This is a genomic window from Rhodobacter viridis (genome assembly GCF_003217355.1).
GTDB lineage: Bacteria > Pseudomonadota > Alphaproteobacteria > Rhodobacterales > Rhodobacteraceae > Rhodobacter > Rhodobacter viridis.
In genome coordinates this window covers 236,847-259,011 of sequence record NZ_QJTK01000002.1, presented here as the reverse complement: position 1 = coordinate 259,011, position 22,165 = coordinate 236,847, and the positions used below count along the sequence as shown (strand labels likewise).

18 protein-coding genes are annotated in these 22,165 nt (G+C 64.4%); 5 read left to right on the top strand and 13 right to left on the bottom strand.

Annotated features, from left to right (window positions below; translation table 11 throughout):
- Nucleotides 1-16: 16 nt before the first annotated feature.
- The 5 genes from xylA to xylF all read right to left on the bottom strand — a co-directional run bounded on the left by xylA (nt 17) and on the right by xylF (nt 5,903).
- Nucleotides 17-1,318 carry a xylose isomerase gene (gene xylA, locus C8J30_RS04470; RefSeq protein WP_110804521.1) on the bottom strand — a complete coding sequence of 434 codons (1,302 nt, stop codon included), beginning with the start codon at nt 1,316-1,318 and terminating at the stop codon, nt 17-19.
- Nucleotides 1,315-2,751, bottom strand: a complete 1,437-nt coding sequence (xylB, locus tag C8J30_RS04465; protein WP_110804520.1) for a xylulokinase — start codon at nt 2,749-2,751, stop codon at nt 1,315-1,317. The genes xylA and xylB overlap by 4 nt, the downstream gene beginning before the upstream one ends.
- Nucleotides 2,751-3,512 carry an ATP-binding cassette domain-containing protein gene (locus C8J30_RS04460; protein ID WP_110804519.1) on the bottom strand — a complete coding sequence of 254 codons (762 nt, stop codon included), beginning with the start codon at nt 3,510-3,512 and terminating at the stop codon, nt 2,751-2,753. The genes xylB and C8J30_RS04460 overlap by 1 nt, the downstream gene beginning before the upstream one ends.
- Nucleotides 3,509-4,798 carry a sugar ABC transporter permease gene (locus tag C8J30_RS04455; protein WP_110804518.1) on the bottom strand — a complete coding sequence of 430 codons (1,290 nt, stop codon included), beginning with the start codon at nt 4,796-4,798 and terminating at the stop codon, nt 3,509-3,511. Before C8J30_RS04455 ends, C8J30_RS04460 begins: the two co-directional genes overlap by 4 nt.
- An 85-nt stretch (nt 4,799-4,883) precedes the next feature.
- On the bottom strand, nt 4,884-5,903 hold the full coding sequence (gene xylF / locus C8J30_RS04450) for a D-xylose ABC transporter substrate-binding protein (RefSeq protein ID WP_110804517.1): 1,020 nt from the start codon (nt 5,901-5,903) through the stop codon (nt 4,884-4,886).
- Between the two features lie 218 nt (nt 5,904-6,121).
- Between xylF and C8J30_RS04445 the strand changes: the two genes are divergently transcribed.
- Nucleotides 6,122-7,390, top strand: a complete 1,269-nt coding sequence (locus C8J30_RS04445) for an ROK family transcriptional regulator (RefSeq protein ID WP_110804516.1) — start codon at nt 6,122-6,124, stop codon at nt 7,388-7,390.
- Entirely contained in the window at nt 7,387-8,889 is a 1,503-nt protein-coding gene (locus tag C8J30_RS04440; RefSeq protein ID WP_110804515.1) for a CRTAC1 family protein, read from the top strand. The genes C8J30_RS04445 and C8J30_RS04440 overlap by 4 nt, the downstream gene beginning before the upstream one ends.
- Here C8J30_RS04440 and C8J30_RS04435 read toward each other — a convergent pair.
- Both C8J30_RS04435 and mgrA read right to left on the bottom strand, forming a co-directional pair.
- Complete coding sequence (locus tag C8J30_RS04435; protein WP_110804514.1) at nt 8,886-10,223, bottom strand: cytochrome-c peroxidase; 1,338 nt, start codon at nt 10,221-10,223, stop codon at nt 8,886-8,888. The genes C8J30_RS04440 and C8J30_RS04435 overlap by 4 nt on opposite strands.
- A complete protein-coding gene (mgrA, locus tag C8J30_RS04430) occupies nt 10,196-11,224 on the bottom strand; it encodes an L-glyceraldehyde 3-phosphate reductase (protein ID WP_110804713.1) in 1,029 nt (342 codons plus the stop codon). Before mgrA ends, C8J30_RS04435 begins: the two co-directional genes overlap by 28 nt.
- Before the next feature lie 94 nt (nt 11,225-11,318).
- Here mgrA and C8J30_RS04425 point away from each other — a divergent pair, with 94 nt between their 5' ends.
- Complete coding sequence (locus C8J30_RS04425; RefSeq protein WP_181420770.1) at nt 11,319-12,140, top strand: YihY/virulence factor BrkB family protein; 822 nt, start codon at nt 11,319-11,321, stop codon at nt 12,138-12,140.
- Here C8J30_RS04425 and C8J30_RS04420 read toward each other — a convergent pair.
- Complete coding sequence (locus tag C8J30_RS04420) at nt 12,125-13,345, bottom strand: acyl-CoA dehydrogenase (protein WP_110804512.1); 1,221 nt, start codon at nt 13,343-13,345, stop codon at nt 12,125-12,127. The genes C8J30_RS04425 and C8J30_RS04420 overlap by 16 nt on opposite strands.
- A 78-nt stretch (nt 13,346-13,423) precedes the next feature.
- Between C8J30_RS04420 and C8J30_RS04415 the strand changes: the two genes are divergently transcribed.
- On the top strand, nt 13,424-14,314 hold the full coding sequence (locus tag C8J30_RS04415) for a LysR family transcriptional regulator (RefSeq protein WP_110804511.1): 891 nt from the start codon (nt 13,424-13,426) through the stop codon (nt 14,312-14,314).
- Here C8J30_RS04415 and C8J30_RS04410 read toward each other — a convergent pair.
- The 5 genes from C8J30_RS04410 to C8J30_RS04390 all read right to left on the bottom strand — a co-directional run bounded on the left by C8J30_RS04410 (nt 14,308) and on the right by C8J30_RS04390 (nt 21,391).
- Complete coding sequence (locus C8J30_RS04410; protein ID WP_110804510.1) at nt 14,308-17,808, bottom strand: translocation/assembly module TamB domain-containing protein; 3,501 nt, start codon at nt 17,806-17,808, stop codon at nt 14,308-14,310. The genes C8J30_RS04415 and C8J30_RS04410 overlap by 7 nt on opposite strands.
- A complete protein-coding gene (locus C8J30_RS04405; protein ID WP_245909707.1) occupies nt 17,808-19,580 on the bottom strand; it encodes an autotransporter assembly complex protein TamA in 1,773 nt (590 codons plus the stop codon). Before C8J30_RS04405 ends, C8J30_RS04410 begins: the two co-directional genes overlap by 1 nt.
- Before the next feature lie 140 nt (nt 19,581-19,720).
- The gene (locus C8J30_RS04400) at nt 19,721-20,251 is read right to left on the bottom strand and encodes an isopentenyl-diphosphate Delta-isomerase (protein ID WP_110804509.1); all 531 of its coding nucleotides are present in this window, start codon (nt 20,249-20,251) and stop codon (nt 19,721-19,723) included.
- 115 nt (nt 20,252-20,366) lie between these two features.
- Nucleotides 20,367-20,861, bottom strand: a complete 495-nt coding sequence (secB, locus tag C8J30_RS04395; protein ID WP_110804508.1) for a protein-export chaperone SecB — start codon at nt 20,859-20,861, stop codon at nt 20,367-20,369.
- Between the two features lie 50 nt (nt 20,862-20,911).
- The gene (locus C8J30_RS04390; RefSeq protein ID WP_110804507.1) at nt 20,912-21,391 is read right to left on the bottom strand and encodes an FxsA family protein; all 480 of its coding nucleotides are present in this window, start codon (nt 21,389-21,391) and stop codon (nt 20,912-20,914) included.
- Nucleotides 21,392-21,502: 111 nt separating this feature from the next.
- Here C8J30_RS04390 and C8J30_RS04385 point away from each other — a divergent pair, with 111 nt between their 5' ends.
- Nucleotides 21,503-22,162 carry a Tim44/TimA family putative adaptor protein gene (locus C8J30_RS04385; protein ID WP_110804506.1) on the top strand — a complete coding sequence of 220 codons (660 nt, stop codon included), beginning with the start codon at nt 21,503-21,505 and terminating at the stop codon, nt 22,160-22,162.
- Nucleotides 22,163-22,165: the final 3 nt, after the last annotated feature.

Below are 22,165 nucleotides of genomic sequence, written 5' to 3'. Positions count from 1 at the left end.
GCGGCCCTTCCAAGGTTCAGACGAACCGGTTCCAGAGATTTTCGAGCCGCTCCTGCCGCCCGGATTTCGGCTGCGGGTTGATGCCCTTTGCCCGCACAAGCGCCTCGATGCTGGCCAGATCCGAGCCGAGCATCGCTTTCGCCTCGGCCGTATCCCAGCCCGCATAGCGCGCGTTGCGATGCGCCTCGAGCCCGCCGTCTTCCAAAAGCGCGGCGGCAGCCTTCAGCGCCCGGGCGCAAACGTCCATCGCGCCGACATGGCCCAGGATCAGATCCTCGGGGTCGATCGACTGACGGCGGATCTTCGCGTCGAAGTTGGTGCCGCCGGTGGTGAACCCGCCCGCTTTCAGCACCTCGTAATAGGCCCGCGCCATTTCCGGCACCGAATCCGGGAATTGGTCGGTATCCCAGCCCGACTGGTAATCGTTGCGGTTCATGTCGATCGAGCCAAGGATGCCGAGGCTCGCGGCAAGCGCCAGTTCGTGCTCGAAGCTGTGCCCGGCCAGGATCGCGTGACCCTGTTCGATGTTCAGCTTCACCTCGTTCTCAAGACCGAAACGCTTCAGGAAACCGTAAACGGTGGCCACATCATAGTCGTATTGGTGCTTCGACGGCTCCTGCGGTTTCGGCTCGATCAGGATCGTGCCCTTGAAGCCGATCTTGTGCTTGTAGTCGACGACCATCTGCAGGAAGCGCCCGGCCTGTTCCGCCTCGCGGGTCAGGTCGGTGTTCAGAAGCGTCTCGTAGCCTTCGCGACCGCCCCACAGCACATAGTTCTGCCCGCCCAACTTGTGGGTGGCGTCCATGCAGGTCTTCACCGTCGCCGCCGACCAGGCAAACACCTCGGGGTCGGGGTTGGTGGCGGCGCCCGACATGAAACGACGGTGGCTGAACAGGTTCGCCGTGCCCCACAGCAGTTTGGTGTTCGAGCCCTGCATCTTCTCGCCGATGTAATCGACGATGGTTTCAAGGTTGCGGGTGTTCTCGGCGAAATCCTTGCCCTCGGGGCGGATGTCGGCGTCGTGGAAGCAGAAGAACGGCGCGCCCAAGATGTCGAACATCTCGAAGGCAACATCGGTTTTCAGTTTCGCCAGATCGAGCGTGTCGCCGAACCACGGACGCTCGAAGGTCTGGCCACCGAAGGGGTCGCCGCCCGGCCAAGCGAAGCTGTGCCACCAGGCGATGGCAAAGCGCAGATGCTCGGCCATCGTCTTGCCCATCACCACTTCCGTGGGGTTGTAGTGCCGGAAGGCGAATTCGTTGGTCGAATTCGGGCCTTCGTAGCGGATTTGCGGAATACCCTTGAAGAAGTCGGTCATGTCAGTCCCCGGATTGCGGCCTGCGCCGCGCGGTAGCGGGCATGGCCTTCGTCGAATGCCGATGACAGCGCCGAAACAGGCTCTATCACGGCTGAAATCACCGGTTGCGAGGCCACTTCGGCCCCTGCCCCGGTCGCGGCCATCAAGGCCAGTCGCGCGGCGCCAAAGGCCCCGCCGAAATCCCCCGCCACCGGCAGGGAAACAGGGGTGTCCAGCGCGGTTGCGATCGCCTGACACCAATAGGTCGATTTCGAACCGCCACCGACGGCGAGCAGGCTGTCGATTTTGGTTCCCGTCGCGGCCAAGGCATCGCGGCAATCGCGAATGGCAAAGGTCACGCCTTCCAGAACCGCCCGCGTCGCGGCCTCGCGGTCGGTCGCATGCTCAAGCCCGATGAAGGCGCCCCGGATCGCGGCATCGTTCAAAGGCGTGCGCTCGCCACCGAGATAGGGCAGGAATCGGGTCTTTCCGGGCGCCTGAAGCGCACCAAGACCCGCGGTCAGGTCCTTGGGCGAGGCCCCCGCGATACGCGAAAACCAGTTCAGCGCATCGGTGGCGGCAAGGATCACCCCCATCTGATGCCAGGTTCCCGGCAGCGCGTGGCAGAAGGTGTGCACGGCCGTCGCGGCATCGGGCTGATAGCCGTCATTCGCGGCGAAAAGCACGCCCGAGGTGCCAAGCGAGACAAACGCCTGCCCAGCCTTCACCACACCGACGCCGATGCCCGAGGCAGCGTTATCGCCCCCGCCCCCGGCCACGACGACACCCGCGGGCATCCCGAACCGTTCGGCCAATTCGGCTCTGATCTGGCCCGAAACCTCGGAGCCCTCGACCAGACGCGGCATCTGATCGCGCCGCATCCCCGAGGCTTTCAGCAACTCCTCGGACCAGTCGCGCTTGCCGACATCGAGCCAGCTTGTGCCAGCGGCATCGGACATTTCCGCCACATGCTCGCCGGTCAGCCAGAGCCGCAGATAGTCCTTCGGCAACAGCACCTTCGCCACGCGGGCGAAGATCTCGGGTTCATGCCGGGCGACCCAGCACAGCTTCGGCGCGGTGAAGCCCGGAAAGACGATATTGCCCGACAGCGCCCGGAAGATCGGGTTCGCATCGAGGTCCGCCGCCTCGACATGACTGCGGGTGTCGTTCCAAAGGATGCAGGGCCGCAGCACGTCATCGGAGGCATCGAGCAGTGTCGCCCCGTGCATCTGCCCCGACAGGCCGATGCCGCGCAGCTGACCAAGGCCGAAGCCCGAAAGCTCGGCCAGCACCTTTTCCGCGGCACCAATCCAGTCGGCAGGCGCCTGTTCCGACCAGCCCTCATGCGGGCGCGACACCGTCAAAGGCGCTGTCGCCTCGGCCAATACTTTCTGATCGTCGTCGATCAGGATGCCCTTGAGCCCCGAAGTGCCCAGATCAAGTCCCACATACATCAGCAGGCCACCCCCTCGGGCTTCTTGCCAAGAATGATCATGCCAAGGATGTCTTCATCGGTGACATCCTTGACGTTGACGGTGCCGACCAGTTGGCCGTTCTTCATCACCGAAGCGCGGTCGCACAGCCGCATGACGTTGTGAATGTCATGCTCGATCAGGAAGATGCCCAGCCCCTGCGCCTTCAGCTCTTCGATCAGCTCCGCCACCATCTGCGTTTCATGCGGGCCCAGCGCGGCGGTGGGTTCGTCCATGATCAGGATCTTGGCGTTGAAATAGACCGCCCGGGCGATGGCCACCGACTGCCGCTGACCGCCAGACAGCGCCTTCACCGGCTCCTTGAACTTGCGGAAGTTCGGATTGAGCCGCCCCATGATCTTGCGGGTCTCGGCCTCCATCTGCGCGTCATCGACAAAGCCGAAAGGCGTCACCAGCTCGCGGCCCAGGAACAGGTTCGAGGCCGCATCAAGGTTATCGGCCAGCGCCAGCGTCTGATAGATCGTCTCGATGTTATAGGCGCGGGCATCGCGCGGATTGCGGATCTCGGCCTTTTCGCCGTTGATGTAGATGGCGCCGCTGTCCATTTGGTAAGCGCCCGACAGGCACTTGATCAGGGTCGACTTGCCGGCCCCATTATGGCCCAGCAGACCGACGACCTCGCCCGGATAAAGGTCGATGGTCACATGATCCACCGCCTTGATGCCGCCAAAGGCGATCGAGATGTCGCGCATCTCGACCAGAGGGGTTCCGCGATGGCTCATACCTTTTCCCCCGTGCGCTTGCGGTATTGGATGTCGATCCAGACGGCCAGAACCAGCACGCCACCGACGACGATGTTCTGGAACGGTGCATCGACGCCGACCATCGCCATGCCCGATTGCAGCGACTGCATGATCACCGCGCCCAGAACCGCGCCGTAAATCGTGCCGATGCCACCGGCCAAGGCCGTGCCGCCGATCACCGCCGCGGCGATGACGCGCAACTCATCCAGCGAACCGATGTCGTTGGTGTGGTTGGCCAGACGCGCCTGCGCCACCATCGCCGAGATCGCGCAGAGCACGCCCATCAGTGTGAAGATCTTCACCGTCAGCATGCGGGTGTTGATGCCCGAGAGTTCCGCCGCATCGGGGTTGCCCCCGGCGGCAAAGATGTAACGACCAAGGCGGGTCTTGCGGGCCACCAGCGTCATCACGACGACGATGACGACCAGCATCAGCACCGAGATCGGCAGGCCGAAGTAATCGACATAGCCCTCGGGCATCACCTCGCCGCGCGACTCGAATTCGCGTTTCAGACGGCCGACCGGGATCGCATAGCTGTTCAGGATCGCCACGAAACCAAGGATCGCCGCCACCGACGTTGCCATCAGGGCCCCTTCGGCCCAGAGCGGCTTGACCGGAAATTCATGGTGGATCTTTGCCTGACGCGCGCGCCAAAGCCCGAAAACAGCCAGAACAGAGAAGACAATCGCCAGTCCCCACGAAAGGGCCGAGCCCACCGTGCCCTCGACGCCGCCAAACAGCATGAAGGTCTGATCAAGCGGACCGACCGTCTGACCATCGGTCAGATACCAGCCGACGTTGCGCCAAATGAGCAGGCCGCCCAAGGTGACGATGAAGGCCGGGATGCGCTGATAGCCCACCAGCCAGCCGTTCAGGGCGCCGATGGCCGCGCCGGTCAGCAGCCCGGCCAGCACGGTCAGCGGCATCACCAGCGGATGGCCGATGCCGAAAAGCTGCGGCAAGAGCTGCACCTGCATCACCCCCATCACCGAGGAGCAGATGGCCAGCACCGCGCCGACCGACAGGTCAATATGCCGGGTGACGATGACGAAGACCATGCCCGTCGCCATGATCGCCACGGAAACGGTCTGGATCGACAGGTTGAAGATGTTGCGCGGCGTCAGGAAGCGCCCGTCGGTGATCACGTTGAAGACAAGGCAGATCACGACGAAAGCGCCGATCATGCCCAGAAGCCGTGTGTCCAACTCGAGCGACTGCAAAAGCGTACGCTTCTGCCCGCCGTCCTGCGGGGTCGGGGTGTTCATGGGGTGTCCGATCGAAAAAGGGCGCCGCGGCGCTCTTTGGAAGGGGGGCGGCCCTTGCGGCCGCCCCGGTTCAGATCATCTCAGATCAGTTGCACGGCGCCGGACCGGCACTCACGCCCTGACACAGCGCGTCCTTGGTGATCCAGCCGGCATCGACGACGGTCGCAAGGTTGTCCTTGGTGATCGGCATCGGGGTCAGGAACTTGGCGGTCATCTTGGTCCCCGCGGGCGAGGTCCATTCCGTCGCACCATCGATCGACTTCATGTCGCCACCCTTGGCCAGAGCCACGGCGATTTCGGCGGCGTTCTTGCCAAGCTCGCGCGCGTCTTTCCAGACCGAGACGGTCTGCGTGCCCAGCGCCACACGGTTCAGCGCGGCGTGATCGCCATCCTGACCCGAAACCGGAACCACCAGACCCTGCGCCGAGAGCGCGGCCACGGCGCCACCGGCGGTGCCGTCGTTCGAGGCCACGACCGCATCGACCTTGTTGTCGTTCGCGGTCAGGATCTGTTCCATGTTGCGTTGCGCGTTCGCGGGCAGCCAGCCGTCGGTATAGGCTTCGCCGACGATCTTGATATCGCCCTTGTCGATCGCGGCTTGCAGGACCTCTTGCTGACCGCCCCGCAGGAAGTCGGCGTTCGGGTCGGTCGGGGAGCCCTTGATCATCACGTAGTTGCCCTTCGGCGCCGCAGCCAGAACGGCCCGCGCCTGCATCCGGCCCACTTCGGCGTTGTCGAAGGTCAGATAGAAGGCGCGCGGATCCTCGATCAGGCGGTCATAGGCGATGACCGGAATGCCTTCGTCGGCGGCAGCTTGAACGGCCGGGCCGATGGCCTCGGTGTCCTGCGCCAGCACGATCAGCGCGTTGACCCCCTGCGCCATCAGCGATTCGATATCGGACAGCTGCTTGGCCGAGGACGATTGCGCATCAGCCGAAACATATTTCGCACCGGCAGCTTCCAGCGCAGCCTTGATCGCGGCCTCATCGGTCTTCCAGCGCTCCTCCTGGAAGTTCGACCAGGACACGCCCACGGTCATTTCCGCAAAAGCCGTGGTGGCAAGGCCGGCCGTCAGCGCGACGGCGGCGAAAAGGGTTTTATACATGTTCTCCTCCCGAGATTTGGCCCGACGGGCCGCCCGACAGATTCGCCGGGATGGCAAGAGGATGAGTCTAATAATTTTAGTTGTCAAAATAAAAATGGGGCGCAAGAATGAAACCGACCAACAAAACGGCAAGAAAACGCTGCGTCGCGGCAATACAGGTCGCTGCATCGCGTTGACGCCGCGTCGTTTTGTTAATCCATTGAACGAAAGATGCCGCGATGAAGAAGATCTCCCAGATCGGAAAGGCCTCTCTCGGCTGCGGCCCTCTGATTCAGCCCTTGTCGGAAACCGCCCGCTCGCTGCGGCAGCAGATCTTCGAGCGCGTGCGCGCAGCCGGTCAGATCGCCCGGGTGCAGCTGGCCAAGGAGCTCTGCATCAGCCCCGCCTCGGTCACCACCATCACCTCGGAACTGATCGAGGCCGGGCTGCTTGAAGAAGTGCAGACGACCCGTGACGGCGAAGGCGGTCGCGGTCGCCCTGCCGTGGCCTTGCGGGTCAGCCCGAACACCCGCCATGTGGTGGGGATCAAGCTTTCCGATCGCGAACACACGGCAGTTCTGGTCGATTTCGCGGGCAATCTGATCGCGGGCGAGGCGATCCCGCGCAGCCCCGGCGCGATGGGGATCGACGGGATTTTGGAAGCGGCCGAGCGGCTTTTGAACCGCGTCTGCGCCAAGGGCGGCGTCGAGCGCGAGGCAATTCTGGCGCTCGGCCTTGGCGTTCCGGGCTTCGTCGATTCCGAGGCCGGGGTGGTGCATTGGTCGCCCGTCCTCTCCGATCGTCATGTCGGGCTGCAGACGGCCCTGCGCGAAAAGCTCGGCCTGACCGTCTTCATCGACAACGACGCCAATCTGGTGACGCTGGCCGAGCTGTGGTTCGGCGCCGGGCGCAAACTGTCGGATTTCGCCGTCGTCACCATCGAACACGGTCTGGGCATGGGCTTTGTGATCAACCACCGCATCTATCGCGGCTCGCGCGGCATGGGGATGGAGTTGGGCCATACCAAGGTGCAGCTTGATGGCGCGCTGTGCCGCTGCGGGCAGCGCGGTTGCCTCGAGGCTTACGTCGCCGACTATGCGCTGGTGCGCGAGGCAAGGACGGCGTTGAACCTGCCGCTTGGGGAAACCCAGCCGGTCGGCGTGATGCTGGAAAGCCTGTTCGATCATGCCAAGGCGGGCAATGCCGCCGCGCGCTCGATCTTTCGCCGGGCGGGTCGGTATCTGGCGGTGGGGCTGTCGAACATCGTCAATCTGTTCGATCCGGCGCTGATCATCCTCTCGGGCCAGCGGATGCGCTATGACTACCTTTATGCCACCGAAACCCTGGCCGAGATGCACGAGATGATGCTCGACACCGGCCGCGACGGGCCGCGGATCGAGACCCATGCCTGGGGCGATCTGCTCTGGGCGCATGGGGCGGCGGCTTTGGCGCTGCATGAACTGACCGAGCAACTCTTGGGCACAACGCGGGAGATGGCCGCGCAATGAAACGGGTTCTGCTCTGCCTGATCGCCTTTCCTGCCAACGCCTTTCCCGCCGGTGCAGAGCCGCTTTTTGTCGATGACGCCGCAGGCCTGCCGCACAGCCAGATCTATGCGGGCGGGTGGGAGCATTTCGTTGGCGGAGGGGTTGCGGTCCTTGACTGCAACGGTGACCGGCGGCCGGATCTGTTTGCCGCAGGGGGCGAAAACCCGGCGGCGCTGTTCGTGAATGCCTCGGACAAGGGTGGTGCGCTTCGGTTCGACGCGGGGGCCTTGGCCGATCTGCGCCATGTGACCGGGGCCTATCCCCTCGACATCGATTCGGACGGGCAGATGGACCTCGCGGTGCTGCGGGCCGGTCCGAATCTGCTTCTGCGCGGTCTGGGTGATTGCCGGTTCGAGGACGCGACAGCAGAATGGGGCCTGCCGACACGGGATGACTGGACCACCTCCTTCACCGCGACCTGGGAAAAGGGGCAGGCGTTCCCGACCCTCTTCTTTGGCAATTATGTCGATCGGCAGAACCCGGATGGCCCTTTCATGGCCTGCGATTATAGCGCGCTCTTCCGTCCGAAGGGCCGGGTTTATGCTGAAACAGAGACGATTTCACCCGGCTATTGCACGCTCTCCGCACTGATCTCCGACTGGCAACGCAAGGGCACACCGGAGCTGCGGCTGTCGAACGACCGGCATTATTACGTCCGCGGCGGCTATGAACAGATGTTCCGCCTGAACCCGCTGGCCGAGCGCGCGGATTGGGAGCATGTCTCGCTTTGGGGCATGGGAATCGCCAGCCGTGACATCACCGGCGACGGCTTGCCCGAGGTGATGATGACCTCGATGGGCGATCAGCTGTTGCAGATCAACAAGGGCGACCATTTCGAGGATGCGCCCTACAGTCTTGGAACCTTCGCGCAGCGGCCTTTCATCGGTGATGACGGTCGCCCCTCGACCGGATGGCACCCGGAATTCGGCGATATCGATAACGATGGGCGGGATGATCTGTTCATCTCCAAGGGCAATGTCGATCAGATGCCGGGGCTGGCCTCGCATGATCCGAACAACCTGCTGATGCAGGGGGCGGATGGCAAATTCCACGAGGCGGCGGACAAGGCCGGGATGGCAACACGGGAACGCTCGCGCGGTGCGGCCCTGGCCGATCTGAATGGCGACGGGCGTCTCGATCTGGTGGTGATGAACCGTCGCGCGCCGATGGAGCTTTTGCGCAATGCGACGGTGCAGACCGGGAATTGGGCTGAAATAGAGCCTGTTCAGACTGCGCCAAACCTGCATGCCGTCGGCGCCTGGGTCGAGGTGAAAACCGCTGCGGGCGTGAAATCACAGGAGATCACCGTGGGCGGTGGCCATGCCGGGGGCAAGGCAGGGCCGCTGCATTTCGGGCTGGGGTCCGAGACGTCGGCACAGGTGCGGGTGATCTGGCCCGACGGCACGGCGGGGGATTGGCAGCCCGTCACGGTCAACGGGCTGACCGAGATCCGCCGTTAACGATCAACCGGCAGACCGCTTGGGACGGTGTCGGGCACGCCCAACCGCCCCTTCAGCGCGACGGGATCAGAGAGCGTGTTCAGAAACGCCACAATCTGCGTGACCTGATCGGGCGTCAGCGCAACGGGGGCAACGGCCGCCGCCTTGATCGCCGCCACTTCCTCGGGATTGTCGAGGATCTTCCAGTCCGGTTTCGTCTTCGGCAACGCAGGTAGCACTGCTTCGGCCCGGTCATAGCTTGCCAGTTGATCGCCGCGACGGGCATGATCGGTGACGAAAGCCGCCAGATCCTTGTGGCTGCCCGCATGGCCCCAGGGCCCGGTCTGCGCGACATTCCGCAGGCTTGGCGTGCGGAAAGCGAAAATATCGGTCGGGTTGTTCGTCACCCGATACCGGCCTTCGTCGCGCGAATGGCGCTCGAACCGTTCCGCCTTGCCGGGGCCGAGCTGCGGCTCGCCCATCGCATGGAAAGCATGATCGGTCAGAAGCGGCCCGGAATGGCAGGTAGAACAGCCCGCCGACCCATAGAAAAGATCCGCCCCATTCGCCGCTTCCGGCTGAAACAGAGCCTGTTTTCGCAAGACAGCATCGAAGGGACTGTCGTCCGAGCGCCACTCGAAGGCGACGAATTGCGCGATCGCGTTCGAGATGTCGGTGAAGGCGATCGGCCGCCCGGCGGCAATCTCGGGATAGGCTTTCTCGAACGCGGCCTGATAGGCCGGGATGCCCGCCACCCGCGCCGAGATCCGCGCCCAGGCGCCATCCGGCCCGGTGATGAAGCCTTCCCGTACCGCCTTGGAAATCTCGTTCTCGTTGTAATGCCCGGCCATCTCGTCGGGCGAGAGCACCGGAAACATCGTCTGCGCCGACAGGATCGAGGCGAAACCGCTCACCATCTCGTCTTCCATCGGCGTGCGCAGACCCGAGGGGCGACTGGGATCGACCTCGATCCTTCCGTCATGGAACAGAACCTTGACCTGCTTCGCGCCGAGATTGAAGATCGCGGGGGCGTTGCGGGGAATGCGCTGTTCGGGCACGTTCGTTTCGGTGATGTGCCGATCCGGCCCAAGACCCACCGCGCCTTCGCCCAGACCAAGGCTCAGCCCGTCGCCCGTGCCAAAGCGCGGATGGTGACAGGTGGCGCAAGAGGTGTTGCGATTGCCCGAAAGGATCGGATCGTAGAACAGATCCCGGCCAAGCGTGACCTCGGCCATGTTGACCGGGGTGTAATCGGCATCGCTCAGCGGCGCAGGCAGGTCGGCGGCCAGCGCCGCCCCCCCCGAAAGCAGCCAGAACAGAGCCTGTTTCAGCGGTTCTCTGACGATCTTGCCCATAGGTTGATGGCCTCGTCCTGTGCGTGAAGGTCAATCTCGGTCAATTCTTCGGGGCTGAAGGACAGATTGCCCAGCGCGGCCACGCAATCCACCACCTGTTCGGGTTTCGAGGCCCCGATCAGCGCCGAGGTGATGCCGCCGCGCAGCACCCAGGCCACAGCCATCTGCGCCAAGGTCTGCCCGCGCCGCTCGGCAATCGCGTTCAGCGCGCGGATCTTGTCGAGCGCCTGCGGCGTCAGCGTGCCGGGATCCAGCGACTTGCCCTGCCCCGCGCGTGCCCCTTCGGGAATGCCCTTGAGGTATTTCGAGCTCAGCAGACCCTGCGCCAGCGGCGTGAAGGCGATCGAGCCGACACCCAGATCGGCAAGCGTCTCGACCAGACCGTCGCGCTCGATCCAGCGGTTGAGCATGTTGTAGCTCGGCTGATGGATCAGCAACGGCACGCCCATCGCGCGCAGGATCGCCGCGGCCTCGCGGGTGCGCTCGGAATTGTACGACGAAATCCCCACATAAAGCGCCTTGCCCGAGCGCCAGATCTGCTCGAGCGCGCCCATGGTTTCCTCGAGCGGCGTTTCGGGGTCGAAGCGGTGCGAATAGAAGATGTCGACATAGTCGAGCCCCATCCGCTTCAGCGACTGGTCGCAGGAGGCGATCAGATATTTCCGGCTGCCCCATTCGCCATAGGGCCCCGGCCACATGTCATAACCGGCTTTCGAGGAGATGATCAGTTCGTCCCGCAGCCCGGCGAAATCGGTTTTCAGGATCTGCCCGAAGGCCTCCTCGGCGGAGCCGGGGGGCGGGCCATAGTTGTTCGCCAGATCGAAATGGGTGATGCCAAGATCAAAGGCGGTCCGGCAGATCGCCTGCTTCACCGAATGCGGCGTGTCGTGGCCGAAGTTGTGCCACAGGCCCAGCGAGATCGCGGGCAGTTTCAGCCCCGAGGCCCCGCATTTGCGGTAAATCATTCGGGAATAGCGGTTTTCGGCGGGGGTATAGGTCATCATGTCCTCCAGACTGCGTCAGAAGACCACAGCCCGGATCGTCGCGCAAGTTGTGCCCCGCGTCGCAATCGGCGATGGTAAAGCCGGAGGCACCATGCGGTTCATCTTTGGCTTGCGGGACAGGCTGTCCCAGACCAACATTTTCCTGATCTCGGCCGGGGTGGCGTTCTATGCCATGCTGGCGGTCTTTCCGGGCCTGACCGCGACGATCTCGATCTGGAGCACGGTCGCCGATCCGGTGGTGATCCGCACCTATCTGGAGGTGGCGCAGAATTTCATCCCGCCCGAGGCCTATGCGATATTGGATGCGCAGGTCAGCATGCTGCTGGCCGGTCCGCGCGGGGTGATCGGCTGGGGGACGCTGGTGTCGGTGCTTTTCGCGCTGTTTTCCGCCCGCGCCGGGGTCGATGCGCTGGTGCAGGGTCTGAACGTGATCCACGGATCGGTGCCGCGCAACACGATCTTCGGCTTCCTCTTCGGCTATCTGATGACGGTGGCGCTGGTCGGCGTGATGCTGGCGGCGATGGCCACGATCGTCGCGATTCCGATCGTGGCGAATTTTCTGCCCTTTCACGCGGTGACAACCGTCCTGCTCTCGGGCCTGCCCTGGATCGCGATGGTGCTGTTGATGCTGACGGTGCTGGGCGTGCTGTACCGCTTCGCCCCCTATCGCCCGGTGCGCCGCGATCCGATGTTTTCGCTGGGCGCGGTGGTGGCGACACTGGTCTGGGGCGGGGCCTCGATCGGCCTCACCACCTATCTTGCGAATTTCGGCACCTACAACAAGGTTTACGGCTCGCTGGGGGCGGTGATCGCGCTTCTGATGTGGCTCTATCTCGGCGCATTTTCGGTTTTGTTCGGCGCTGCGATGAACGCCGAACTGGCCGAACGGCACCGGATTCAGAAGAACGCCTGAAGCCCGGTCACGGCGCGCCCAAGGATCAGCGCATGCACATCATGCGTGCCCTCGTAGGTGTTCACCGTTTCAAGGTTCACCATGTGGCGGATCACCTGGAACGATTCCGAAATCCCGTTGCCGCCATGCATGTCGCGCGCATGACGGGCCGCCTCCAGTGCCTTGCCGCAGTTGTTGCGCTTGATCAGCGAGATCATCTCGGGCGCGGCATTGGCGTCATCCATCAGCCGCCCGACCTGCAAACAGGCCTGCAGACCCAGCGTGATGTCGGTCAGCATATTGGCCAGTTTCAGCTGGTAAAGCTGCGTCTGCGCCAACGGCTTGTTGAACTGCTTGCGATCGAGCCCGTATTGCCGCGCCGCATGGAAGCAGAACTCGGCCGCGCCCATCACGCCCCAGGCAATGCCGTACCGCGCCCGGTTCAGACAGCCAAACGGCCCCTTCAGCCCCTCGACGCCCGGCAGAAGCGCGTCCTCGCCAACCTCGACCCCGTCCATCACGATCTCGCCGGTGATCGAAGCCCGCAGCGACAGCTTGCCCGCGATCTTCGGCGCCGAGAGCCCTTTCAGACCCTTTTCCAGCACAAAACCCTTGATCTTGCCGCCATGCGCCTCGGATTTCGCCCAGACGACAAAGACATCCGCGATCGGCGCGTTCGAGATCCACATCTTCGAGCCGGTCAGCACATAGCCATTGGCTGTCTTCTTCGCGACGGTCTTCAGGCTGGCCGGGTCCGAACCGGCGTCAGGCTCGGTCAGACCGAAACAGCCGATCCATTCGCCCGAGGCAAGCTTCGGCAGATATTTCCGCCGCTGCTCCTCGGTGCCATAGGCATAGATCGGATACATGACGAGCGAAGATTGCACCGACATCATCGAGCGATAGCCGCTATCGACCCGTTCGATTTCCCGCGCCACCAGACCATAGGCCACATAAGAGGCGCCAAGCCCGCCGTATTCCTCGGGGATGGTCACGCCCAGAAGGCCCATCTCGCCCATCTCGCGGAAGATGGCGGGATCGGTTTCTTCCTCGGCAAAGGCGCGGATCACCCGCGGTTGCAGCTTTTCCTGCGCATAGGCCCGGGCCGCATCGCGCAGCATCCGTTCCTCTTCGGTCAGCTGGCCGTTCAGGCGCAGCGGGTCATCCCAGTCAAACCGGGCAAGATCGGGGGCATCCTTGGGTTTCAGGGCCATCTGGTCCTCCATGCGTTCGATGCTTTATGCGCGAGGAAAATACGCTAATCTACCGCTATTCCGGCTTATGTCGATGCACGGAGCACATACATGACCCTGCCCAGACGCTACATTCCCTCGGTCTCGCTGCTGGCCGCCTTCGAGGCGGTCTGTCGGCTCGGCTCGACCGCCGCCGCCGCGCGGGAGTTGTCGCTGACGCAAGGGGCGGTCAGTCGTCTGGTGCAGAACCTTGAAGGGCAGCTGGGCGTGCAACTTTTCCGACGCGAGGGGCGGCGGCTGATGCCGACCGAGGCCGCGCAGGCCTATGCCCGCGACGTGCGCAAGGCGCTGGAGCTGATCGCGCGGGCCTCGCTGGGGCTGCGCGCCAATCCGGGTGGCGGGGTCTTGAACCTTGCGATTCTGCCGACCTTCGGCACGCGCTGGCTGGCGCCGCGGCTGGCAAGCTTTCTGGCGGAAAACCCCGGCGTGACGCTGAACCTGGGCACGCGGCTGCGGCCCTTCGATTTCGCGACCGAGACCTTTGACGCCGCGATCCATTTCGGCGTGCGGCACTGGCCCGATGCCGAACACATGCTGCTGTTCGAGGAACGCATCATCGCCGCCTGTTCCGAAGATTTCGCCTGCGCCCATCCGATGCGAAGCCCCGAGGATCTGCTCGACCAGTCTCTGTTGCAGCTGGAATCGCGTCCGAATGCCTGGACGGCCTGGTTCGCCCATCATGGGCTGCAGGCGCCCGCCACGCGCGGGATCATGTTCGACCAATTCGCCCCGATGATGCAGGCGGCCGCGCATGGCGTCGGCATCGCGCTTTTGCCCGAGTTTCTGGCGCTGCCCGAAATCGCCGAGGGGCGGTTGATCCGCACCCCGGGCGAGCCGGTCTCGGGCGTCGGCGCCTATTATCTGGTCTGGCCGGAGGGCGTCACCCCCTCGCCCGCGCTGGTGGCATTCCGAGACTGGATCGCCCGCACCGCAGCTCAATAGTCCTTTTCGTAAAAGACCCCAAGCGAGCTGTCCCCCGCCGAGCCGACCGAGGCCTTGGCGGTGATCTGCTTGGTGATATCAAGGTTCAGCGTCACCTCGGCCTGACCGGAACTGTCCACCGACACGTCGGAATAGACGTTCTTTGCCAGATATTTGCCCGCTTTCACCGTGGCATTGCCGCTGTCGTCGGTGCCGACATCGAGATCATCAAGACCAAAGCCCTGCCGCAGCTTCGAGACGATGCCATCGCCGCCCTTGCCGGCCAGGGTCGCCACCGCCGAAGCCAGCTGCGCCGCCTGCAGGGGCGAGAGGTTCGTCAGCCCCTTGTCGAACAGAAGCCGCGCCAGAACCTCTTCTTCGGGCAGTTCGGGCGAGGAGGCGATGGTGAGCGTCGGCTCGGTCGCCTCGCCCTCCAGCGTCAGGCTGATGTCAAGATCGTCTTGCGAGGTCGTCGCCTTGAACATCACCCAGGGCACCAACGCGCCTTGCAGCGCGACTTGGCCATCGGTCAGATCGAAGCGCTTGCCCAGCACGTCAAGCCGACCCCGGATCAGGCTGAACTGACCGACCGGAACGATGTTGGCGGTGGTGCCGGTGACGCGCAGCTGCCCGCCCAGCTCGGCATCCAGCCCACGGCCACGGACGAAAATCTGCTGCGGCGCCGAGACTGTCACATCGAGCCCGATCGCGCTGCTGCCGCCTTTCGCCGCCTTGGCCGTCTCGATCAGCCCGGCCCGCACGCGGGTCTGATGCACCTTCGCAGGCTCGCCCAGATGCGTGATCGCGGGAATCGATCCGGCCCCGCCAAGACCGCCAGCCGGAATCCGCAACTCGGTTTCCTCAAGCGTCAGGGCGCCGCCAATCCGCAACGCGCCGGTCAGCCCGCCATTGATCGCCAGCTTGCCGCTGACGCGGGTGTCGTAAAGCTCGGGGTCGCGCAGACGGGCGCGGTCCAACACCAGCGCCAGTTTCGCCGGGAAAGGCCCTGTCAGCCCGACCGGCCCCGAAAGATCCAGCGTGCCGCCACCCGCGAAACTCGCCTGACCCGAAAGTTGCGCCGTGCCATTCGCCAGCTTCGCCTGCAGATCGACATCGCTCAGCGCCTGCCCCAAAGTGGGCGCGGCAAGGCGCAGGTTCGAGGCCATGATCTGCCCGGACAGCGCCGAAAGCCCCGGCGCCCCCTTCAGCGCCAGATCGAAGGTCAGCGGGCCGCGGATCGATTGCGGCTCGAGGAAACTGTTCGCAAGCGCCGTCTCGGCCCGACCGGAAATCGCCAGATCGACTGTCGATCCATCGACGGCCACACTGCCCTTGACCGTCGCCTGCGTGCCGCCCGGCCCGGTGCCGCGCAGATCCAGCCCGTAGCGATTGCCCTGATCGGTCAGACTGCCCGACACCGCGAGCGGTCCCGGGAAACCGGGCGCCAGCAGGGCAACGTTCGAAAGTTTGGTGGACAGATCGAAAACCTTCGGCTGATCCTTGCGCGGCTTCGCCGGGGCGGAAAGCTGCGGCGTCGACAGGGTCAGATCGGCCAGATGGAAGCTGCCATTCGCTTGCCGCAGCGTGAGGGCAAATTGGCTCTGTCCTGCCAGAATCCGGTTCAGATCGGACTGTGGCAAGGCCATGTTCTTGCCACTGCCGGTGACCGACAGCGCCCGCGCATTGAGGGGCCCGGTCAGCTTCGCATCAAACCCGAGGGCGCCACCATAGCCCGCGCCAAGACGCCCGAGATTTTGCGCCTCAAGCCGGGCCGAGAGCGTGCTTTCTGCGCTGTTCAGAACGCCCGAAGCCCGCAGCGACGCCCCTCCGGCATCGGCGGAAAGGTCGCGCAGGGTGAAGCCCTTGTCATCGCGCTTGGCCGACAGACTGATCTGCGCCTGCCCGGCCAAAAGCGCATCGGCCTGCGCCTGATCAAGATGCAGATCGGTGGCATCAACCTTGGCCGCCGCATCGAAGGCGCCGCTCGACAGCACGTAGGTTCCGTCAAGATCGGCCGAAACAGAGCCAGAAAGCGCCCGACCGGCCAGCGTGGAGAGGCTCGCAAGCTTGCGGTGGTCAGCCTCGAAATGCCCCGAAACCGCCAGATCATCGCCGAGCGTAAAGCGACCGCGCGTGGTGAAGTCGCGCGTGCCAAGGGTCAGGTTGGGCACCGTCAGATTGTGCCCCTTTTGCCAGAAGAACTGCAACTTGCCCGAGGCAAAGGGTCCCAGCGCCTCGGCCAGCGCCTTGTCGGAGGGCGCAAGCCCGGTCGCGATCAGGTTCAGCGCCCCGCCCACCGTCTGCGGCCCGATCCGGCCCGAGCCCGACAGGCTGAGCCGGTAGAGCGTATCGGCTTCGCGGCTCAACCCCGAAAGATCGGCGACAAGGCTCCAGCCCTCGCTTTTTGCGCGGTCATAGCCGAGCTTCAGCTGCCCGCTGCGCAGGCTGACCGGTGCGCCGGAGAGCGGCAAAATCACCGGCTCGCCGCTTTCGAGCCCAAGTTTTGCAGACAGATCGAAGCGGTCCGGCAGGCCATCGGGGCGCAGATCAAGCGCACCGTTCAAACTGACCGCCTGCCCCTGCAGATCGAGCTTGCTCAGCCGCAGCATGCCGGTTGCACTGCGCGCCCCCGCCAGATCAAGCCGCGCCGCGGGGCCGAAGAAACTGCGATATTCCGGCGGCAGCAGATCCGCGACATCGCCGCCAAGGCTTGCCTCGAAACCCTGCGTGCCGTCCTTGCCCTTCAGCGCCACCGTCCCGGTGATCCGCGACACCCCGGCCGTGCCCAGAAGCACATCGGCCTTGAAATCCTCGACCGTGCCCAGCCCGCTCATCGACAGCGTCAGCGAGGGCCGCCCCGGCAGGCCGATCAGCCCCGAGGCGATGCCGTCCTGCGCCTCGGTCACGAGCAGATCCAGAAGCAGCGCACCGCTGTCTTCGGCATAACTGGCCTTCAGCGCCAGCCGTCCTTTCGGGCCATCGGTGCGGGTCGCGGTGAGGTCGGTTTCGCCTTCCCCCCCCGACAGCCGCAACGAACCATCGAGCTGAAACTCGGCCGCCTGCCCCAGAACGGCTTCGCCCAGAACCACCTTTTGCGCCTTCACAGAGCCGATATCGACCGAGACCGGCAGCTTCGGCAAAGCAAAGGGTTTCGCCTCGGGCGCGGTTTCCTGCGGCGGCGTGACGGGCAGGCGCGGCAGGTCGATCTCGGCCGCCGAAAGCTCCTCGACCGAGACCTTGCCCAGAAGCAGCGCCGCGCGATCCCAGCTCATCGCACCATTGCGCAGGGTCAGCCAGACGCCCTGGTCATCGGCGATCGTCAGCATGTCGAAACTGGCGCGCGAGGACAGCGCGCCTTTGAACCCCTCGAGCCGGATCTCGCGCCCGGCCCCGGAGAGGTTGTCCTCGATCAGACCGGTCAGATAGGAGCGGTCACGCTCGGTCTGGGCTTGATCGGCCTCCTGCGCCAAAGCGGGAAGCGGAAGCAGGACCAGGGGAAGAAGCAACCACCGCATCAGAACGCCTGCCCTATGCCAAGGTAAAGTTGCGGGCCGTCGCCCGTGTCGCCATCGACCGGGGCGGCGATATCAAGCCGGATCGGGCCAATCGGCGTCTTGTAGCGCACGCCAAGGCCCGCGCCGGAATGCCAGTCGCCGCCGCGACCGAAGAAATCCGAGGCGCTGATGTAGCCCGCATCGTAGAAGGCCACGACACCGATCTTTTCGGTGACGCCCGCGCGCAATTCCGCGGAAAGGCCGACGAAGCGGGTGCCGCCCGTATGCAACGTGCCGCCCTCCAGCTCGGTCACGCCAAGCGCCTGATAGGGCTGGCCGCGCACGGTGCCGCCGCCGCCCGAATAGAACAGGTAATCGCGCGGCGTTTCCGCCAGATCAGAGCCGAAAACGCCGCCGATCTGCGCCCGCCCGGCGAGCACGAAGCGGTCGTTCGCGCCAAAGCCGCGATAGGCGCGCAGGTCGCCCTGCAGCCGCGCGCCGGAGCCGGTGGTGCCAAGCCCGTAGAAAGGCATCAGATCGATCTTGGCATAGGTGCCGCGAGTCGGATCGGTCGGCACGTTGCGGTTTTCCCAGGTGGCCGACATCGGGAAGGTCATCTGCCGATAGATCAGCTCGCCGGCGTCATCCTCGATCTTCGCCCATTCATAGCCGATCCCGGCCTCGGCCGAGAGTTTCGCGTTGAAGATATGGCTCAGCCCGAAGCTGAGCCCATAGCCGCTCAGGGTGTAATCATCTTCATGCGCGCGGGCGATTTCGGTCTTCAGATAGGCGGCGGTATCAGGCGAGAAAGTGGCAGGGCGATCAAGCCTTGCGCCGAAACTGTAGTCGGTGCCGCCACTGTTCATCCCTATGCCCGAGACCTCGGCATCAAGCCGCAGTTTCTCGCCACCGCCCATCAGGTTGCGATGCAGCCAATAGCCCGAGATCGTGGCCCCGTCCGAGGTCGACACCTCGGCGCCGAACCCGAGCCGACGCAGCTTTGCCTCGACCACGGTCAGCTCGCCATCGAGAAGCTTGCCGTCGCGCAGGGTCTCTGCCTCGGTCAGGGTCACGGCGCTGAAGATGCCGGTGCGGCGCAGACGGTTGCGAACCTCTTCCAGCGCGGCAGGCGAAAAGACTTCGCCCGTGGGATAGCCCGCGATCTTGGCCAGACGCGCGTTACGCAGCCGCTCGTTCCCGGTCATGTGCAGCGTGCCGAACCAGGTCAGGGGACCGGGATCCAGCGCGATATCGGCGGCCAGCTCCTGCTTGCGGTGATCGGCGCTGATCGACTGCCGGGCGACCGAGGCCTTGGCATGGCCGGCATCGCGCCAGGCGGAAACGCCGTTCCCGGCCGCTTCGATGATGACCGACGACCGCGCCACCTCGGACAGACGGAAGGTTGCGGGCAGTTTCGTCGCCGGATCGAGCGGCCCAATCGCGGCTTGCGAAAACCGGAACACCGGGCCGGGATCGACCGTGATCTCGATCCGATCGATGCGCTCGGGAGCATCCATCGGCGCGATGCCCGCCGCCTCACGCCCGTCGATCAGGATCGAGACCGAGCCGCCATAGCGCCCCTCGTCATAAAGCGCGCTGACCAGCCGGGCGTAATCCGCCCGGGCGGCGCCGAACAGACCCTGCGCATCCGACTCCTTGTTGCTCGCGGTGCTGCGCGAGAGCGAGGCCTGTTCCAGCGTCTTCGCCAGCGCCGGGTCGGGTGCGGAAAGCTGCAGCTGAAATTGCGTTTCGGCCGACGCCACGGAGGCGCAGGCGGCGACAAGAACGAACACGCTCGCAGAAAGACGCAAAGACACTTTCACCCCCCGGTCAATAGGGTGAATGATGCAGCTTTGCGCGCAGAATGCCAGAGCCGGGATCGGGGATGGGTGCGTTTTCGCCGGTTTTGGGGGCAAGCGCGTGGCTTTGACCGTCACCCGCGCAGGAGCGAGCCGAAAATCCGGTCGAGATGGCTCGACAGATAGATGTTGAGCCATTTCGAGAACCGCTCGGGGTGGCGACCGGCTTCGGCCGCGAGATCGTAAAGCCCGATCCAGCGCACCTCGGCCACCTCATGCGGATCGGGGTCGATGCGCATATGCGGTTTGGCATAGGCCAGATAGATATCGACCACCTCATGCTCGATCATCCCGCCGCCCACATCGGCGCGATATTCAAGGCGGTCGGCATGGGCGGGATAAAGCCCGGTGATCCCCATCTCTTCGCGCAGGCGACGCACCGCGCATTCCTCGGGGCGTTCATTCCAGCCCGGATGCGTGCAGCAGGTGTTCGCCCAGAGACCGGGGGAATGGTATTTTTCTTCTGAGCGCCGTTGGATCAGCACGTTTTCGCCATCCATGACGAAAACCGACACCGCCTTGTGGCGGAGCCCTTTCAAATGCACCTCCAACTTGTCCACCGGGGTCAATCTGTCGCCAACCCAGGCGGGTATAAGCTCACTCATGTGACCGACCCGAAAGCAAAAGCCATCGCATTTTGAATGCGATGGCTTCCGAAGTCAGCAGGTCACCTTGTCCCTGAGGCAGGTTGACGCGTTCGCAAAATCAACCTTGGGGCGATCAGTTGACGATCGCCTCACTTGCCTTTTGCGCCTCATTCCGGCGGGCGAGTTCAGCGCGATAAAGCGCCACGAAGTCGACCGGATCGAGGTTGAAGGGCGGGAAGCCGCCGTCGCGGGTCACGTCCGAGACGATGCGCCGCACATAGGGGAAAAGCTGGCGCGGGCATTCGATCAGCAGGAAGGGGTGCATCTGATCTTCCGGCACGCCCTCGATGTGGAAGATCCCGCCGTAATCGACTTCCAGCAGGTAAAGCGGCGAGTTGGTCGCCTTGTTGGTCGAGGTGATCTTGAACTTGGTGATCACTTCATATTGATGATCCGCAGGACGCTTGCGCGCATCAAGGCTGACCTGCACCTGCATTTCGGGCTGCACTTCGGGGCTTTGCAGCCCGTTCAGCGCCACCGCGTTTTCAAAGGACATGTCGCGCACGAACTGCGCGAGAATGCTCATCTTCATCTGCGGCTGAGCCGCCCCGTTCATGGCTTCGGTCATGGGTCACTCCAAAAATCGTTGCGACTTTCTAGCATCCCGGAGGCCTTGCCTCAATGGCGAGTCCAGCCCGAATTTCCCTTGAGCGCAGGGTTTTTCGCGTCGATTTCCTGAAAGTCACCGTCGATGACCTGCCCGCCCTCGGGCTCGGGACGGACGGTCTGGGACATGGTGCCGAAGCTTTGAACGACAACGCGTTTCGAAAGCCGGGCAATCAGCAGCGCCCGGACCGGCGGAAGCAGAAGCAGCAGCCCCGCAAGATCGGTGAAGAACCCGGGCAGGATCAGCAGGCCCCCGGCAACAAGGATCAGCGCCTCCTGCGCCAGCGGCACGGCAGGATTGCCAAAGCCCTGCATCGCCTGCCGCAATCCGGCCTGCGCCCGATCGCCTTGCGCGCGCAGCACCGCAATGCCCAGCGCCGCCGTGCCCAGAACCAGCCCCAGCGTCGGCCAGAGCCCCAACCGCCCGCCGATCTCGACGAAAAGGCCGATCTCGATCAGCGGCCATGCCATCAGAAGCATCAGAAACCACATTCTAACCTCCGGGGGGTGGGACAAGGGCGTCGGTGGACTTGAATGCACCGCTCCCTTACATAAGTGGGAGAAGCACCGGTTCCAATCGTCAACATCGCCGCGGAAAATCCCATGAGCCCAGCCATCTTCCAATTGATCGTTCTTGCCGCTATCGCGATCTTCCTGATCCTGAAGCTCAAGAGCGTTCTGGGGACGCGCGACGGCTACGAAGACGACTTCGCGCCGATCGAACGTCCGAGCCCGCGCGGCCCCGAGACCTTCGAGGTGATCGAGGGCGGACCGGATCACGACATCATCGACCATGTGACCGAGGGATCGGATGCCGCCGTCGCGCTGGCGCAGATGAAGCGCGTCGAACCGTCCTTCAATGTCGCCGCCTTCCTGCAAGGCTCGAAAGCCGCCTATGAAATGATCCTCATGGCCTTCGAGCGCGGCGATCTGTCCACGGTGCGCCGCTTCCTCGCGCCCGAGGTGCTGGAGGCGTTCGAGAGCGCCGTGGCCGACCGGCAGCAGCAGGGCCTGACGGTCGAGGCGGATTTCCTTGGTCTGCGCGAACTGGTGCTGACCGAGGCGAGCTTCGACGAACGCACCCGCGAGGCCGAGGTGACCGTGCGCTTTGGCGGCGAGCTGATCTCGGTCGCCCGCGATGCGAATGGTCAGGTGGTCGAGGGCGATCCGAAGTCCCCGCGCAAGCAACGCGACAGCTGGACCTTTGCCCGCGTCATGGGCAGCCCCGATCCGAACTGGCAGCTTGTCGCCACCGGCGGCTGAGCC